11 protein-coding genes are annotated in these 16,699 nt (G+C 45.1%); 4 read left to right on the top strand and 7 right to left on the bottom strand.

Annotated features, from left to right (window positions below; translation table 11 throughout):
• Window positions 1-62: 62 nt before the first annotated feature.
• The 3 genes from AB6D58_RS09755 to AB6D58_RS09745 are packed head-to-tail and all read right to left on the bottom strand — an operon-like array spanning window position 63 to window position 2,663.
• Window positions 63-1,244, bottom strand: a complete 1,182-nt coding sequence (locus AB6D58_RS09755) for an MFS transporter (protein ID WP_372157153.1) — start codon at window positions 1,242-1,244, stop codon at window positions 63-65.
• Window positions 1,234-2,367 carry a phosphotransferase gene (locus tag AB6D58_RS09750; RefSeq protein WP_372157151.1) on the bottom strand — a complete coding sequence of 378 codons (1,134 nt, stop codon included), beginning with the start codon at window positions 2,365-2,367 and terminating at the stop codon, window positions 1,234-1,236. Before AB6D58_RS09750 ends, AB6D58_RS09755 begins: the two co-directional genes overlap by 11 nt.
• Before the next feature lie 11 nt (window positions 2,368-2,378).
• Entirely contained in the window at window positions 2,379-2,663 is a 285-nt protein-coding gene (locus AB6D58_RS09745) for a GNAT family N-acetyltransferase (protein ID WP_004732803.1), read from the bottom strand.
• Window positions 2,664-2,937: 274 nt separating this feature from the next.
• On the opposite strand from AB6D58_RS09745, the gene AB6D58_RS09740 reads away from it, so the two are divergent.
• Window positions 2,938-3,684, top strand: a complete 747-nt coding sequence (locus tag AB6D58_RS09740; protein ID WP_017065025.1) for a flagellar brake protein — start codon at window positions 2,938-2,940, stop codon at window positions 3,682-3,684.
• Between the two features lie 163 nt (window positions 3,685-3,847).
• On the opposite strand, the gene AB6D58_RS09735 is transcribed toward AB6D58_RS09740, so the two are convergent.
• Complete coding sequence (locus AB6D58_RS09735; RefSeq protein ID WP_372151734.1) at window positions 3,848-6,208, bottom strand: Lon protease family protein; 2,361 nt, start codon at window positions 6,206-6,208, stop codon at window positions 3,848-3,850.
• Between the two features lie 240 nt (window positions 6,209-6,448).
• On the opposite strand from AB6D58_RS09735, the gene AB6D58_RS09730 reads away from it, so the two are divergent.
• Window positions 6,449-6,943 (top strand): hypothetical protein, encoded by a 495-nt coding sequence (locus AB6D58_RS09730; protein WP_017068585.1) that lies wholly within the window; start codon window positions 6,449-6,451, stop codon window positions 6,941-6,943.
• Window positions 6,944-6,955: 12 nt separating this feature from the next.
• Window positions 6,956-8,584 (top strand): ABC transporter ATP-binding protein, encoded by a 1,629-nt coding sequence (locus AB6D58_RS09725; protein ID WP_372157149.1) that lies wholly within the window; start codon window positions 6,956-6,958, stop codon window positions 8,582-8,584.
• Between the two features lie 326 nt (window positions 8,585-8,910).
• Here the strand turns inward: AB6D58_RS09725 and AB6D58_RS09720 are convergent, their stop codons facing one another.
• Both AB6D58_RS09720 and AB6D58_RS09715 read right to left on the bottom strand, forming a co-directional pair.
• On the bottom strand, window positions 8,911-9,924 hold the full coding sequence (locus AB6D58_RS09720; RefSeq protein ID WP_372157147.1) for a LacI family DNA-binding transcriptional regulator: 1,014 nt from the start codon (window positions 9,922-9,924) through the stop codon (window positions 8,911-8,913).
• A 97-nt stretch (window positions 9,925-10,021) separates the two neighbouring features.
• Window positions 10,022-13,096 carry a GH116 family glycosyl hydrolase gene (locus AB6D58_RS09715; RefSeq protein ID WP_372157145.1) on the bottom strand — a complete coding sequence of 1,025 codons (3,075 nt, stop codon included), beginning with the start codon at window positions 13,094-13,096 and terminating at the stop codon, window positions 10,022-10,024.
• Between the two features lie 64 nt (window positions 13,097-13,160).
• Here AB6D58_RS09715 and AB6D58_RS09710 point away from each other — a divergent pair, with 64 nt between their 5' ends.
• Window positions 13,161-14,108 carry an aldose 1-epimerase gene (locus tag AB6D58_RS09710; protein ID WP_372157143.1) on the top strand — a complete coding sequence of 316 codons (948 nt, stop codon included), beginning with the start codon at window positions 13,161-13,163 and terminating at the stop codon, window positions 14,106-14,108.
• A gap of 129 nt (window positions 14,109-14,237) precedes the next feature.
• On the opposite strand, the gene AB6D58_RS09705 is transcribed toward AB6D58_RS09710, so the two are convergent.
• Entirely contained in the window at window positions 14,238-16,652 is a 2,415-nt protein-coding gene (locus AB6D58_RS09705; protein ID WP_372157141.1) for a GH36-type glycosyl hydrolase domain-containing protein, read from the bottom strand.
• Window positions 16,653-16,699 lie beyond the last annotated feature (47 nt).

Raw genomic sequence — 16,699 nt, 5'->3', positions numbered from 1 at the left:
AACAAAAAGCTCCAATATCACTATTGGAGCTTTTTGCTTATTTCATAATATCGAGACCAACATTAGCGCCAGCTAAACATTCGCACTTCGTGGCCCTCTTCAGGTTTCTTCGGAATGTTTAAAGATAGCGCTAGAGAAACCACGGCCATCACTGCACCAATATAGAAAACCGTTGCAGGAGAAGACAACCAAATCACACCAAACACCACTGGAATAACGACCGCTGCAATATGATTGATGGTGAAAGAGACACCAGCGGTTGATGCCATGTCAGCCGGATCTGCAATTTTCTGAAAGTAAGTTTTGATCGCTAGTGCCAATGCAAAGAACAAATGATCGACCACGTAAAGTGCTGCCGCCCACTCTGCGTTTTGCACTAAGCCATAACCGACAAATACACCAATCAAACCGACATACTCGAAAATCAGCGCCTTACGCTCACCCACCACACCAATAAATCGACCAATACGTTTTGCGAACAAGAAGTTAAATAGGTAGTTGATTAAGAACAATAGCGTTATGTCAGCTGCCGAGTAACCGAATTTCTCTACCATCAGAAAGCCTGCAAACACGGTGAAGATTTGTCTTCTTGCACCACTCATAAACGTTAGTGCGTAGTAGAGCCAGTAACGCTTTCTCAATACCAGTTTCTTATTTTGTTGGGTCTTAGTCTGAAATTCAGGGAAACCAAAGGTCATCACCAAAACTAAAACCAAACCAATTCCGCCAGTGATGCCATACACCCAAGCAAAGTCGAGTTTGAGTTGCTCTAACATCACCCAAATAGAGCCATAAGTGATTAAAGATGCCAACGCGCCAACGGAGATCATCTTACCTAACATCTCTGGTGCTTCTTCTTTACTCAACCATTGTAGTGACAAAGACTGCTTCAGCGTTTCAAAATAGTGAAAGCCCGTCGACATTAAAATGGTAGTCAGCAACAATCCAGTGAGTGAGGGGAACAGACCCGTAATCGCGGTGCCTACAGTGAGCATCGCCAGCGATATCAACATGAAGCGTTGCTCACGAATGAATGCCAACACAAACACTACGGTAAACGCTAAGAAACCCGGGATCTCACGCACACTTTGCAGCAAGCCAATATCCGCACCATCAAAGTTCGCCTTCTCAATCACGAAGTTATTAAGTAAAGCCATCCAGCTCGAAAACGCGATCGGTACAACAATCGAAATCAGTAATAAAAAGTTTTGCGGCGTTTTCCAGCTCGCGGTTCTATCGAACATTGACGGACTCCTGTTCATCTAATTGAGTGAGCACTCGTAAGGTCAACTGCTCAGTATAAGGGTTAATCTTCCAATGCTCTGGGCTCCAGCCTTTTACGAAACGTTGGAAATCGGCCCACGCCACGTAAAACATTGGTCGCCATGCTGCTTCTACCTCATCAAATGAAAGGTGTGGCTGATAGTACGCCAATGCCTCTTTCAAGTAGTGGAAGTAAGCATCTAGTACTTCTGATTCAAGCTCTGCGCAATCTTGTGGCCTAATCGCGCAGCTCATGAACAAGGCGACGTCTTTCATCGCACAGCCGTAACCCACATATTGGAAATCGACCGCAGCTGCTCGCTCGCTTTCAGAATCAAAACAAAAATTGGCGAGCTTGGCATCGCCATGGACTAAGGTTTGATATGGACACTCTTTGAGTAAACGGTCGATGTGCTTGGCTTGATTCTTCAATGGTAAATCAGCCAAGGCATTGAGCTCATCAGGACGTGTATCTAGATGCCAATAAGTACCGACTTGCCACAATGATGACAACTGCTCTTGATTGATATTGATATGCTTTGCGTGAAAGTTAGCGAGCCATTTAAGGCAAGCATCGCGTTGTTTTTGCTCTTCTCGTGTGTAACTAGGTGCCTGATAGTCAGAAGCAGCAAGAACATCAAAATGAGAGGTTAACGGAAAACCTATATCCGCTAAGTCTTGCATCACAATCAGCCACTCATTCTCTTCTAGTTCACATTGCAGCCCAACAGGTACAGGGCAGCGCTCATCCCATTGTTGGGTGAATGACTGATACCAAGCTGTTTCCACTTGGTAAGAGTGTACCTTTCGTTGGTGAGAGAGTTTGGTATTCCAACCCTTTGGGTGTTCAGCTTTATCTGGCAACGCGACATGTTTAACAATCACACTCTTGAGTTCCGCACTGCTTTCTTGAGAAAAGACTAAGCGAACTAACTCGCCGTATCCACCCCATAGGCGTTGAATCACTTGGACATCAAACCCTTCATGACAACCCAGCGAGGTCGCTATTTTTTGATAAAGCTCATTTTGATAAAGCTCTGGCTGATTTTGACTTGAACCCGCTTCAGGTTGAGCTCGATTATTCGACGATATTGATTGAGACATATTACTCGTTGTTATGCTTTATCGGATAGAAGGTGTGACCACTGTGGCTGCCTATTCATGTAGTGAACCACATAGCTACAAACCGGCACAATTTTGAAGCCCGCTTGTTCAATTTCAGGCAATACCGATTCCATCATCACCTTCCCAAAGCCCTTGCCTTGCAGTTCATCAGGAATGCGTGTCGACGTGATATGTAGTACATCTCCGTCCTTTTGATACTTAACGACCGCGAACTGGTTGGGTTCTAACTCTACCGTGATCTGGTTCACTTCTTGATCCCATTTTACTGCCTGCATTCTCAACTCCTGCAAATAATTGATACGACAAACAATAAAAGTTTGAAGTATGAGTTCCTTGTAATAGACTAGCGCAAGTGCATATAAATAAAACTAAGTACTTACAAACACAGCAAATAATTCAGTGCAATCGGCTTAATATAAAATCAGCAATGATAAAAGGCACTCTATAAATCTATGTGAGTACGTCCACTAAATCTAGCACGTAATAACCCCTTGTTAGCAAGTTACCAGTATAACTAACAGACGCATGTTGGCGCATGGAGAACATATAATGAACGCACCCCTGAAGAAGCCTTTGGAGCATAATCAGGCACTTCAAGACCCTCGTAATCGCACCGTTTCCACTATCAATAGCACTGATGCACTGGCCATGATTGAGCACGGCAGTGAGCTGACATTAAATGTCTCGACTCCCGTTGGCACGAAGTTTCTCGCCACCACCAAGTTTATCGGAACGCACAGTGATAACTGTATTGTGGTTGAGGTTCCCGAGGTATCCAATGAAGATCTGAACTTTTTCTTTCAAGAAGGTTTTTGGATGACCGCTCGTGCGTATTCTCTACGAGGTGAAGGCGCGCTTATCCACTTTAGAAGCCAAATTCACCATAAGATTGGTGAACCCTTCCCTATTCTAGTGCTGTCTACACCAAGCACGATGCAAGTGACACAGCTACGTAAAGAAACACGCTATGAAGTGAATCTGGCTTCAAGAATCATCTTCAACGACCAGCGAGCAAACTGTGAGATAAGAGACTTATCGAAAAGTGGTTGTCGTTTCGTTACCTCACCAACCTCTCGTGCTATTCAGATTGCCGATCGCGTGTCTATTGAGATAACCCCTGAGAACTACAACGGACCACTGATTCCGCCATTGCGAGGCATCGTCTGCAATCTACAGAAATCGACACACTACGCTCGATACGGTGTCGAATTTGATGATATTGGCCGAGCTAACGCCAAACACTTGTTGGCAAAACTGAAGTTCGATGGCACCAAGCTTTGCTTACGAAATGGGTAACGCCTTTTAACACGCGACTTTCACCGAATACAGCAAGCTGACCAACTACAATTAGTTCACTGGCAAACTAAACCTCAACCAACAAAAAAACCATCGACTCTAGAATCGATGGCTTTTGCGTTTTGGCTGTTTGTTTATTTGTTTAGCTATCTAGATATTCAAACTATTTGCGCAGTGCGTTCAGTTTAGCTTGGGCGATACCAAATATAGTATCAATTGGATAACTACCCTCATCACTCGCCTCACCTGCGGCTTTGCCTGTGAACAGCTCAATTGCTTCTGTTACATGGTCAATCGCCCAGATATTAAACTCGCCCTTTTCAACCGCTTTCACGATATCGCTGCGTAGCATCAGGTTGTGAACATTTGAACGCGGGATGATCACCCCTTGTTCGTTTGAACGCCCTTTGATTTCACACACATCAAAGAAACCTTCAATTTTCTCGTTCACACCACCAATTGGCTGAGACTCACCAAACTGGTTCATCGAGCCTGTAATTGCGATATCTTGACGGTTTGGTTGCTTAGAGAACGCTGATACAACCGCACAGAACTCGGCCATACTCGCACTGTCACCATCGACGCCACCATACGATTGCTCGAAGGTGATGTTAGTGGTGAGCGGGACTTTGGCTGTCTTACCAAATACGGAAGAAAGGTAAGCCGACAAGATCATCACGCCTTTTGAGTGAATACTGCCACCTAGGTCTACGTTTCTTTCAATATCAATCACTTCACCATCACCGTAAGCGGTGGTTGCCGTGATTCGGTTCGGCGCACCAAACATATGATCCGTCGTGCTGAGTACAGACAGCGCATTCACTTGCCCAACCGCTTGACCATCAACATGGATTAGCGTTGTGCCGTTAGTGAAGGTTTCCATCACGCTGTCTTGCAGTCGTCCGACACGCATCTGTTGGTTAGATAACGCTTGGTCAACGTGCGTTGCACGAATCAGGTTCGACTTTGAACCTCTCGCCACGTAGTTTGACTCACGAAGCAGATTAGCAATGTGTGCCGAGTGAAGAGACAATTTGCCTTGGTCACCCGCCTGACGAGAGCTGTGCTCAATAATGCGAGCAATCGCTTTGCGATCACAATGCAGCATATTGTTGTCGTGCACGATACTCGAAATAAAGCGCGCGTAGTGCATTTCAGAATCGGGAGTACGCTTCATCTCATCTTCAAAATCGGCCGTTACACGGAACAGTTCACCAAACTCTGCATCGTAGTGTTGCAGCAGTTGGTAAGTTCGGTAGTCGCCAAACAGGATGATCTTGACGTCCAATGGAATCGGCTCTGGATCAAGCGATACCGCGCCCGTTAAGGTCACCTCTTTCTCTAATGAAGTGAAGCTCAATTGACGTGAACGCAGTGCTCGTTTCAAGCCTTCCCAAACGTACGGCTGCTCAAGTACCTTCACCGCATCCATCAGTAATACGCCACCGTTGGCTCTGTGTAAGCTACCTGCGCGAATCAATGAGAAGTCAGTAAAGACAGTACCCTTAAACGTCGCCGTTTCTACATAGCCAAACAGAGAGTGATAATTTGGATTCTCTTCCACCACGATCGGCAGAGTCTCCTCCTTTTGGCTCACAATCACATTAACCTTGTAGCGACGCGGCATTTTCTTATCCAAAGAGGCCGTTGCAACTTCTGCTTGCTCCGTGCTCTCTTCTAAGAAGATGTCAGCGTTGTCGACAATGTCTTTACGCAGTGCCGTTAGGTACTTTTTGATGTCTGGATATTGGCTGTAATCCTTCTTCAATTGCTTGATGAAGTGCGTGATCACATCTCGCGCCGTATCATCATTCAGCTTTTGAATTTTCTCAGTGTACGTCTCTTCAAGTTCCGTCAACTCACGAGAAATGGTTCGTAGGCCGACTTCCAATCCATCAATGGTTTTATCGAATTGATCTTGCTCTTCCGGCGAAAGCAGATCAAAGCTCTCTTCGGTATGAAGATCATCGCCATTCATTGCCACAAACTGGTAATCACCCTGAGTGGTGATCGTCAGGCTAATGCCCTTGTCTTTCGCTTCTTGGCTAATGCTTTCTAACGCGGCTTGTTGCTTAGCTGCTAATTGGTTTTTAAGCCTGTCAGCACGGCTAAAGTACATCTCGTTATCAAACGCTAGAGGCATACCTTTCAGCAGTTTACGCATCAATTTTTCAATATCTTGCTTTAAGCTGCTGCCAACACCACGCGGCAATTTCAGTACCTTAGGTGTACGAATATCTTCAAAGTTCGCGATATAACACCAATCAAAAAGCTCCTGCACTTCTTGAGGGTGACGGTTCAGATAGCGCAAGATCATGGTGCGTTTACCCAGACCATTTCGCCCTATCGCATAAATGTTGTAACCCTTTTCCTTGATTGACATCGCGAACTCAACGGCTTTTTGTGCCCGTTCCTGCCCGACGATTTCGTCAATTGGAGCCAGTTCTTTGGTCGACTTACATGGTAGCTTATCTAAATCCGCTACCTGATACAGCTGTTCTGTATTGAGTCTTTGCATCGCCATCGCCGCCTCCTTAGTCCTTCATTACTTGGGTGTAGATAAAATCAGTGTAGATGTAATTTCCTACAAATTTAGTGACTTACGCTACACAGCTGTTCAACTGAACAAATAACACACAATTTAAGCCATTTTTAGGAATAGCTCGTCATTTAATTCACCAACTTAACATGTGAATGATTTTAATTTGCAATTGATAATAAATATCATTAACATTTTCTGATATTATAAATTGAGGATGTGGATATGGAAATTGAACGATGCTGGATGCACTACCTAAAAGCTGAACAGTTAATGGAACAAGGTCACTGGCCTGAAGCACAGCGCCTGTATGGTGATGTTCTAACCTCACTTCCTCATCACATCCAAGATGCAGCATACCAAAGCGATATTAAGCCTTGCCAATTTGCCTGCCTGCTTGCCGGGTTGAGAGATGCAAGTGTCGCTCAATCAGAGATACTCAACCGATTAGGTCAGCATCAACAAGCCTTCGATACCTTGAATCAATCTTACGCTCTGATGCAATTTATCTCTCTGGAGAACACTGAGCTGATTCAACGTACCTTTGGGTTATTAGAAAAGCAGAGCGAAGGTTTGCTCAATCACCTGATCGCTTTTTGCAGCGCTCAGCGCAGTTCGCATTGGATGCTCGAACTAGAACAAATTCAACGTGCTCATCACCATTTTGGGCAACTTAAAACAACGTCAGAAGTTCAATCTTCACCTAATGTCTTAAATTGATAAGGATATATCATGTCGGACCGGGCTCTTCTTAAAGTCAATAACCTCTCCGTTAGCTTCAAAACCAACGATGGAATCGTTGATGCGGTGAAAAAGGTTAACTTTACCCTTAAATCCAGCGAAACCTTGGCCATTGTTGGTGAATCAGGTTCTGGTAAATCTGTGTCTTCCAACGCGCTTATGCGCTTGCTTCCTGATAACGCGATTATTGACGCTCAATCTGCAATAGAATTTGAGGGCCAGTCGATACTTGAAAAGACCGAGCGTGAAATGCAGTCAATTCGCGGCGACAGAATTGGCATGATATTCCAAGAGCCAATGACATCACTGAATCCATACCTGCGAGTGGGAACGCAAGTGGCTGAAGCCATTATGTGTCATCGTAAGGTATCAAAATCAGAGGCAAAACAACGAGTGCTCGAGCTGTTTGAGCTTGTTCACTTACCTATGCCAGAGCAGGCTTACAGCAAATACCCGCATGAATTTTCGGGCGGTCAGTTACAGCGCATCATGATCGCGATGGCACTGATTAATGAACCTGACATTCTGATTGCTGATGAACCAACCACAGCATTAGATGTAACAGTTCAGGCGGAAGTGCTCTCTTTAATCAAAGAGATTCAAAGCAAGATGGGCATGGCGATTTTGTTCATCACCCATGACCTTGGTGTAGTGAAACACTTTGCTGATCGCGTACTCGTGATGTGTAAAGGTGAACTCGTCGAAGAAGGGATCACTCAAGCCTTGTTCGAAAACCCTAAACACGATTACACACGTATGCTGATTAACTCGATTCCGAAAGGCGCTAAGGTTCCTGTTGAGGCGACAGCCCCAGAACTATTGTGTGCTGACGACATCCGAGTTCAGTTCTTGGTGAAATCACACTTTATCAAGAGTAAAAGCCAGTACTTCGAAGCCGTAAAAGGCATTTCGTTGAATCTTAAGCAAGGCGAAACGCTAGGCATTGTTGGTGAATCTGGTTCAGGTAAATCAACCCTTGGACGTGCATTAATCGGCTTGCTGCCGAGTACCGGACGTATTGTTTACAAAGGCCAAGACGTTAGCTTATTAAATGATAAAGAGCGTCACAAGCTCAAGAAAGATGTCCAAATGGTGTTCCAAGATCCTTATGGTTCTTTATCACCACGCATGACAGTTGGGGAAATCATCACCGAAGGCTTAACGGTGCATCAACCTCATCTATCCAAGCAAGAACGTTTAGAAAGAGCGCGCAAAGCATTGATTGAAGTTCGCTTAGAGCCGAATTCAATAAACCGTTATCCACATGAGTTCTCTGGCGGGCAAAGACAACGTATCGCGATTGCTCGCGCACTGATTCTAGAGCCCTCTTTCATTTTGCTGGATGAACCGACTTCAGCACTCGATCGCTCGGTACAACTCACAGTAATCGACCTGTTGAAAGACATTCAAGCCAAGCACAATATCGGCTTCCTGTTCATCAGCCACGATCTCTCGGTAGTGAAAGCACTGTCGGATCGCGTACTGGTGATGCAGAAGGGCGAAGTAATGGAAGAAGGGTCTGCAGAAGAGATTTTCAATGCGCCGAAAAACAACTACACCAAGAAATTAATCGCTGCGTCATTCGACTTAGAAGATAAATCGAAAAAAAATGCCGCATAAAGGGAACTAATCAACATTAACAGCGTCTTATAAGTACATTCTGAATATTTATCGATACTCAAAATAATTGGAGTTGCAGCTAGGCAACAAATAAGTTCAGCCCTATGAGCATAGGGGTTCTATGTGATTAGGGTGAACTTAGGCAGTTAACGACGCTGCAGCTTCAAGTATGAAGAGTAGAATGGATTGAAATCTAGAATGGATATAGCAAAACTGGTTTGGCCGCCAAAAGAAAAATGTCGCATGGATGCGACATTTTTCGTTTCTGAAGGGAAATAATTCATCTTGAAATATCAATCCCTGTCATCAAATCGCTTCATTACACACTATCGATACAAAGACTTAGTCGACTCTCTGACGATTAAATCAATCGGTGGTAATCGAGCTTCATGCCGCTCGCCAGATAACAAGTTCAAGATCGACTGAGCACACACCTCGCCAATCTCTTCAATCGGCTGCCTTAAGGTCGTTAATGCTGGCGTGAAATACTTCGACGTTGGCAAGTCATCAAACCCAATCACTGACACATCTTCTGGCACCTTGTAGCCGTGATCGTGGAGCGCCTTTATCGCCCCATAAGCCGTTTGATCATTGGCGGCAAACAGGGCAGAAAAATGAATCTTAGATTCAATTAATTCCACGGTTTTCTCATAGCCAGTTTCACTACTGAAATCCCCTTGCTTGACGAGCTTTGGCATCACTTTAATCCCCGCCTCTTGAAGTGCTTTCTTGTAACCTTCAAAGCGACTTCCCGAATCAGGTTGGCTTGAAAGACCCTTGATATGAGCAATGTTCACGTGCCCTTGTTGCAGTAAGTGAAGGGTCGCCATGTAGCCGCCCAGCACATTATCAATGTTGATCGTGCGGATGTTGTCATCAATGATGTCATACCCCACCGCCACGACAGGGATGTCTTGTGCATATTTGGCGATATCTTCTTTACTCACGCTTCCGGTCACAATGATCATGCCATCAACATTACTTTTCGCCAGATACTCCAGTGCATGTAATTCCAGTTTTTTCTGCCAATGCCCTGTCGCAATCACCAAAGAATAACCCTGAGCTATCAGGGTTTTCTCCATGTCGTTGAGGATACGACTGGTATAGGGGCTGTCAGGGTGTTGCACCAATACGCCTATCGTGAGTGAACGGCGATTAATGTTTTCCTGCATTTGAAAATTCGGTTTATAGCCGGTGTCTTTGATTGCCTGCTCGATATTCTGGCTTTTATCATCCGACACATAGGTTGTTCGATTAAGAAAACGAGAAACCGTGCTTGGGGAAACGCCGGCGAGCCTCGCTACATCGTATACGGTAGTTTTTTTAGTTTTAGTGCGCATCTCGATACCCTAATCCAGTGACATTTGGGAAGCCCGAAAGCTCCCCACCGATTTCAACCTGCATACCACTGCTTTTGTTGAAACTCGTGTCATTAAGTTAATACATGTAGGCGAAAATCATTCCCGGTCTGAAATAACGACCTGCGGTATATTTCAATCCAGTGCTCAGTAACCATTTGTGAAGAGCGGTGGCTTGCTCCGCTGATATTTCACCTTGCAGCATACTAACAAATTTATCACTGTCTTTAGTCAGGTTAGGACTCACTCGACCGTCAGATAGCACACACTTTTGTAATTTAAGCGCAGTAAGCCACTTTTTCGCATCAATTTGTGACAATTTAAAAGATTCTGAAAGATCTTCCTCATCAAATGAGACTGAGCAGTTGAACCCTTCTGGCGCTGCAAATGGAATTTTTGAATAGTCATACAGCGCGGTATACACGGTATCCATCAATGTTTCCGCTTGCTGAGATTTACCCGCCAGACTCAACGCTGTCGCGACACTAAACTGCACGCCAATCCACACGTCTTGCGCTTGGAACGCTTCATGCGGTGAACCGTCAGCCAGCGTCATGTTCGCGACACCAAGCTTAGGGCTATTGATCTCAAAGTTGTGCTTATAAACATAATCTAGGGCGCGTTTGATATTCTCTTGTGGGAAAATACCTTCTAGTCCGATTAACTTTAAGTAGCTGTCTGCCAATAAAGCATCGCCAAAGCTGTTATCTGAATCAGGTACTAAATCTAAGTAGTCTTGCGTAAAGGCTTGTGGCGCGGTCTCGCTCAATAATCGCTTCTTAGAGACTCTTTGAGACACCTTGCTGATGCTGATTGAAGTATCTGTTTCATTGAGATACTCATTGAGAATGTTCTTATCGGCAATCGCATCGCCAGTCAGTGAAAGCCCTAAGGCGTCCAAGTCTTTGTAGCCCAGACCTGTTAAATGCTTAGCTTGAACGGGCGTGACGAAGAAGTGGTAGTAACCCTCTTTGTCATCCCACAAGCTTTGCTCAACTGTTGCTAACGCCTTTTTCGAACGCGTTAAGTAACCGCTAGCTAGCTCGCTTTCACCCATCAATTGTGCAAGCTCGCTTGCTGCTTGTAGGCCAGCAACCCACAGGCTCGCACAGTAAATAGAGATGCCGTGAGACGCGAGGTTATCAAAGGTATCGTCTGTGCCACGGGTTAGTGGTAAATCGTCACCCTCAGCAATCAAGTTCGATAAGAAATCGATGCTCTCAGTGACAGCCTGCCAGCACTCTTCAACCACCGAGATATCTTGTGTCTTTTGATAGTGGCGGTACACCATAAGAATGTATTTCGGCGCCAAGTCCTTCCACTCTTTCACGTTGTGCCAGCTGTAAGCATCAGGCTGGATGTCGAATGGGCTACCCAAGTCGTGGATTACCGCGCCTCGAATGGCACGTACGCCTTGGTACTTGTCATCAATCAATTCTGCATTCGGTGTCGCTTCGTATTCCCAGTATCGGCGCTCGGTAAAGTCTTCGGCCAAAATAGCTTTCGAGAACTCTTTCATCACGCAGCCATCAAGCTCTGGCAGCAAGTAAAGCAGAGAGAATGAGCCGTAGAAATACACATCCAGAGAGTTAAAGAATGGGTAATCAACACACTCTTTCACTAGGAACTTATCTTCTTTATCCCATACCGTTGATTCGGCTAGGAAAGACAATGAATTCATCGCCATCGTCGCATAGCGCAGTGCCGATTCAGGCTGTGAAATTTTGCGTTGAGCTTGCTCTAAGAAGGCCGTTTGTTGCGCGACGATCTGTTGCTCAATGGTTTCGAGTTTTGGCAACATGTCTTCTAACATAGGCAGAGCCGGTTGCGTTTGCGGGTAGAATTGCGTGTAAGCCTTGTCTGAATGCCAGCCATTAAGCATGACTTTGCTGTGAGCCATCACTTGAGCAAAACGCAGATCAACAGACTCACCCGCTTCCAATTCAACCTGAACCACAACCAATGCGCTCAACGCTTCACGCCCTGTGTAAATTCCTGTTTGGAATTCAGCGTTGGTACGGCCTGTTTTCAGTGCGAACTCTGTTTGTTCCGCTGTCTTAGAGCTATAAAGCGTTGGCTTGACAGAAATCGAAACCTTGCCAGATTCTGTCAGTTGATTATCCGCTTGAACACCAAACACCACTTCACCTTCAATATCGCTTTGATAAGGCGATTGGCTGGTCAGTTGAACACCCGTAAAGCTACGACTTTCACCCTTTAAGTTAACCGTTTGATGCTGCTGAGCAATTGGGTTTTGAGACAAGGTACACGCCGAATCTTGAATGCCATCACGACCTTTTTGATAGGTTGAGCCAATCAAGTTTTGTAGCGGCTGAGCAAGCGTAATCACACGTGTTTGCGATGAATCATTGGTTAATTCAAAGTGATTCCAGTGCATAGGCAAAGAACACAGTCGTTTGTCCTCTTTAACGATCGGAGAGACTACCTTACGCTTTATTTTAATATCATCGAAACTACTATATTTATATTCAGCCAATGGATATAAAGCTTGATATTCTATATCCCTACCATTAACACTACCTGTATCATTATTTTCACCCGCAGTAAGTGATAATAATCTCGTTGTGTCATTAATTAATAAACCATTAAAGAAATCCAAGGCGACATATAATTGACAAATAATCGACGATGAATCTTCTTCAATCAATAATTTAGTCTTATTTGAAAACTCAACGTTCCACTTTATAAAGTTAGATTTATTATCTTGGTAGAAGTGACCATTTTTCAATGCCGCGCGAATGTGGTTAATCGCATTCGACATTTCTGAGCTTTCAATCTTCTTACCATCAAACAAAGCAGGATAGAAGTTTAGGTGAACACTCAGCTCTTGCTCATCAATGACTTGTAGCGTGTCGATGGTTGGTACATCCATCACCGACGCATAAAAATCATTAAAATTAACCACTTGCTCTGAGCAATCAACAAATATACCTGGAATAAAACTGAAGTTCGGTGTGTTACCATTTGGCGTCAGTGTAAATGTGTTACCAATCCCGCCTACCGCCATGCCAGTGTTTTCTGGCGTAGTGGAAATTGGCGTGTACCAAGGTTGAATAAATTCAACTGCATCACCTTTTTTGCAAAGGTGTTCTGAATTTCCTGAATAGCTTGTATATGGAATTTTATTATTCATTTTAAAACCGCCATTGAATATTTTTTTCTTCTTGTTAATATCTTTTTAAAATGGAGACATCAACATGTTTAAAATTATAAATGAAAAATTTGGAAATATTGACTCAGTCACATTAATAAACCACCAACATGGTATAGAACTTCAAATAATCAATGGATTTGGCGCTGTTATAAATAAATATATTGTCAACAACAGTCCATTCTCTTTTATTTGTGGTTATCAGAATTATGATGAACTGATCAACCAACATCCGTTCTTTTCCCGCAGTGCTAAATTATTCCCTTTTCCAAACCGTTTAAACTTAGGTCGTTACAGTTTCGATAACCAAAACCATCAACTCCCAGTTAACTTTCCTTGGTCTGATCACGCCGTACATGGCCTGCTCTACAACCAACCTTTTTCAATCACAAACAGCGTAGCCACTGAAGAATCCGCCAGTGTGACGTTGCAATATCAAACGTCGTCTTTGCATCTTGCTTTCCCGTTTGCTTTTAAACTTGAAGTCGCCTTCACTATCGATATCACGGGTAAACTCACTTCCTCAACGACCATCTCTAATCTCGGTGATTCTGCATTCCCATTCGGTGATGCTTGGCACCCTTATTTCTCACTCGGCACTGAGCTAGCGCAATGTGGACTCGCTATGTCGCCTTGCTCTGAAGTCATACACGAAAACGACCTACCCAATGGCGAAAAGCACGCTTTTGACCGTTTGTCTTTGGACGATTCACTCACCAATCAAAGCTTAAATCATTGCTTTGAATTTGATTCCAAGACAACCAATCAACTTGCGTTTACGCGCTCAGATTCGTCTGCCGCAATTCGCTACCAACAAGATGAAAGCTACCCATTCGTTCAGCTGTACACGCCGACGAGCGAGCAAAGTATTGCAATAGAACCAATGACTTGTCCAGCCGACGCATTCAATAACCAGATTGGCTTATTGACGCTTAGCCCGAACCAATCTCAAACCTTTACTTGGCAATGCCAAGCCACCTATCAGCCAACATAAAGAAAGCAAAGTAAAGCAACTGCTGTATGCGAAATCAGCCCCCAGAGAACGCATTGCTAACGAAACAACTGCAACGAAAGAAGCAAACTAAAGAAGCAATAAAGGGCGCATAAAGCGCCCTTCTCTTTGTTAACCTAAAATCACCTCGATGGTGTGCTCACCAGAGGTAAACACTGGCGCTTTGTTACCTGAAATCAGGTCACCATTCACCTTCATCTCTACCACACCTTTGCAGACGTTATTCGGGTTAGTGACATGAATATGGTATGTCGCACCACGGAACTGACGACGGACTTTGAATTCAGGCCATTCTGCCGGAATACATGGGTCCACCAGCAAGCCATCCACTTCAGGGCGAACACCCAGAATCCATTGCGTACCCGCAACGTATGTCCAAGAAGACGTACCAGAAAGCCACGCATTTCGGCCTAAACCGAACTGTTTGTGCTCGTCACCCAGAATGTTCTGTGGGTAGCAGTAAGGCTCAGATTCAAAGGTATCAATGTCGTCGTTCTTAGAAGCTGGATTGATTTGACGGTAGTACTCGTAAGCACGCTCACCGTTACCCATTTTCGCTTCGGCGATCATCACCCAAGGGTTGGAATGCAGGAAGATACCGCCGTTCTCTTTCGCACCTGGTGGGTAAGTTGAAACACCACCTAGCTGCGGATCAAAGCCGTTGTAACCAGGAGTTGAAAGCTTAATGCCATTCGCTGTATTCAGCTTGCTGTAAACCGAGTCTAGGGCTTGCGTTGCACGCTCTTGAGTCGCGAAACCAGAGATCACAGGCCAGCTTTGACCGTTAGTGTAGATCTGCCCTTGCTCATTTTTATGAGAGCCGATTGGCAAACCTTGCTCATCAAAGTAACGAACAAACCATTCGCCATCCCAACCGCACTCATTCACCGTACTCTGCATCTGTTGGTACTGATCGTTAAACTTAGCCGTCAGTTGCACTTCGCCACGCAGCTCACACAAATCCAACATGTCGAGCAGTGCTTTGCCGTACATGTTAGCCACCATCATCGACTCAGCACCGGTTGGCAGGTTCACCGTGTCGTTCCAGTCAGCAAAACCTAGCAGCGGTAGGCCGTGCTCGCCAGTATTGGTGTAGGTAAATTCAATCGCTCGGCACAGGTGGTTCCAAACCGTTCCCGTTTCGACTGGGTTGCCCGCTTTGTCTTTTTGATAGAACGGGATCGCTTTATTCAAGAAGTCTGCATTGCCCGTTTCTTTCACATATTGCGTGACCGCGTAGATGATCCACAGGTGATCATCACCGTAGTAATCCGGGCGATCTTCCTCTTCACGCGAGTCACCCGCGTTCGCTTCCATCGTTGATGGGAAGAACTGATGCATCGCAGAACCGTTGGTGTTTTGCACAGATAACAGACGCTCGATGAATTCACGCGCTTCTTCTGGCATGTGCGTAATTACGCCCAATGTATCTTGCGAAGAATCACGGAACCCAATGCCACGTGCGCCATAGCCAAGCTGGTACAGAGACAAGTAACGAGACCAGTTTTTGGTTGTGTGACACTGACGTGGGTTATGTACGTTCAGCATCGAGTTCATTGCCGGATCTGGCGTTTCAACCTGAACCGCTTGTAGGTAACCATCCCAATGTTCAGCCAGTTCAGCGAACGCAGAATCGACCACTTGATGGTCACGATATTTAGCCAATAGAGGCAATGCTGCTTCTAGGCTCTGTTCTTGCGCGATTTGTACAATCGTACGTTCGGTCTGCTCTGGAGATAACCAACCCAGACGCAGGTTCAGTGCGCCAATGTTGTCGCCACGCAAACACTCGGTGTTGCCTAATTCATCATTGTTTAGTGCTTCTGGCGCTGCCCATGTACCGTAGCCCAAATTACCTAGGAACGATTGGCGATCACCATCAAAAGACGTCGCAGGGCGATCCGCTGTCATCAGGTTCACCGCGTAGTCACGCTTCATGAAGGCATACTGCTCAAGCACGGTATGACCCGACTCTTGTTGGTGCGCTTTAAGCGTCATAGTTTGTGGAACCCAATCGGCATTCAGTAGTTGCTTAAGTGCATCGAAGTGCGTGAATTCGTATACAGGCACCACATCAACGTGCAGCGCTTTATCTGAAATGTTGGTGACCTTGATGTCTTGCAGCAGTACTTGGTCAGCTTTTGGTACGAAGAAGGTCGCTTCACAACGCACACCAAACGCTTCCGCAACGATGGTGGTGTAAGACAAACCGGTGTGGTTTTCAAACTTATCAAGAGGCTTCAGAGTCGGTGTGTAAAAAGGTGAGAACACCTCTACGTTGCCCGCTTCATCACGTACTTTTAGGTAAAGGGTCGAGCCTTTAAAATCAGAGTTTGGCAGTTGTGCAATGTACTTAGTGATACGGTTGAGTGCCGGATCGCCCTTACACAACAGCACACCGCCGTTGCTATCAACAATGCCACCGAAATCTAATGTGCCTACATAATTACACCATTTGATCGGTGTGCACGGTGTGGTTGCTACGTATTCTTTGTTTTTATCGTCAAAATATCCGAATTTCATCATCACTATCCCTAGCCCCTCCCAAATCAGGAGGAGCCAAAACAATTTGT

The organism is Vibrio sp. 10N.239.312.D08 (genome assembly GCF_041466145.1).
GTDB lineage: Bacteria > Pseudomonadota > Gammaproteobacteria > Enterobacterales > Vibrionaceae > Vibrio > Vibrio crassostreae_C.
This window is presented reverse-complemented; position numbering and strand designations above follow the sequence as displayed.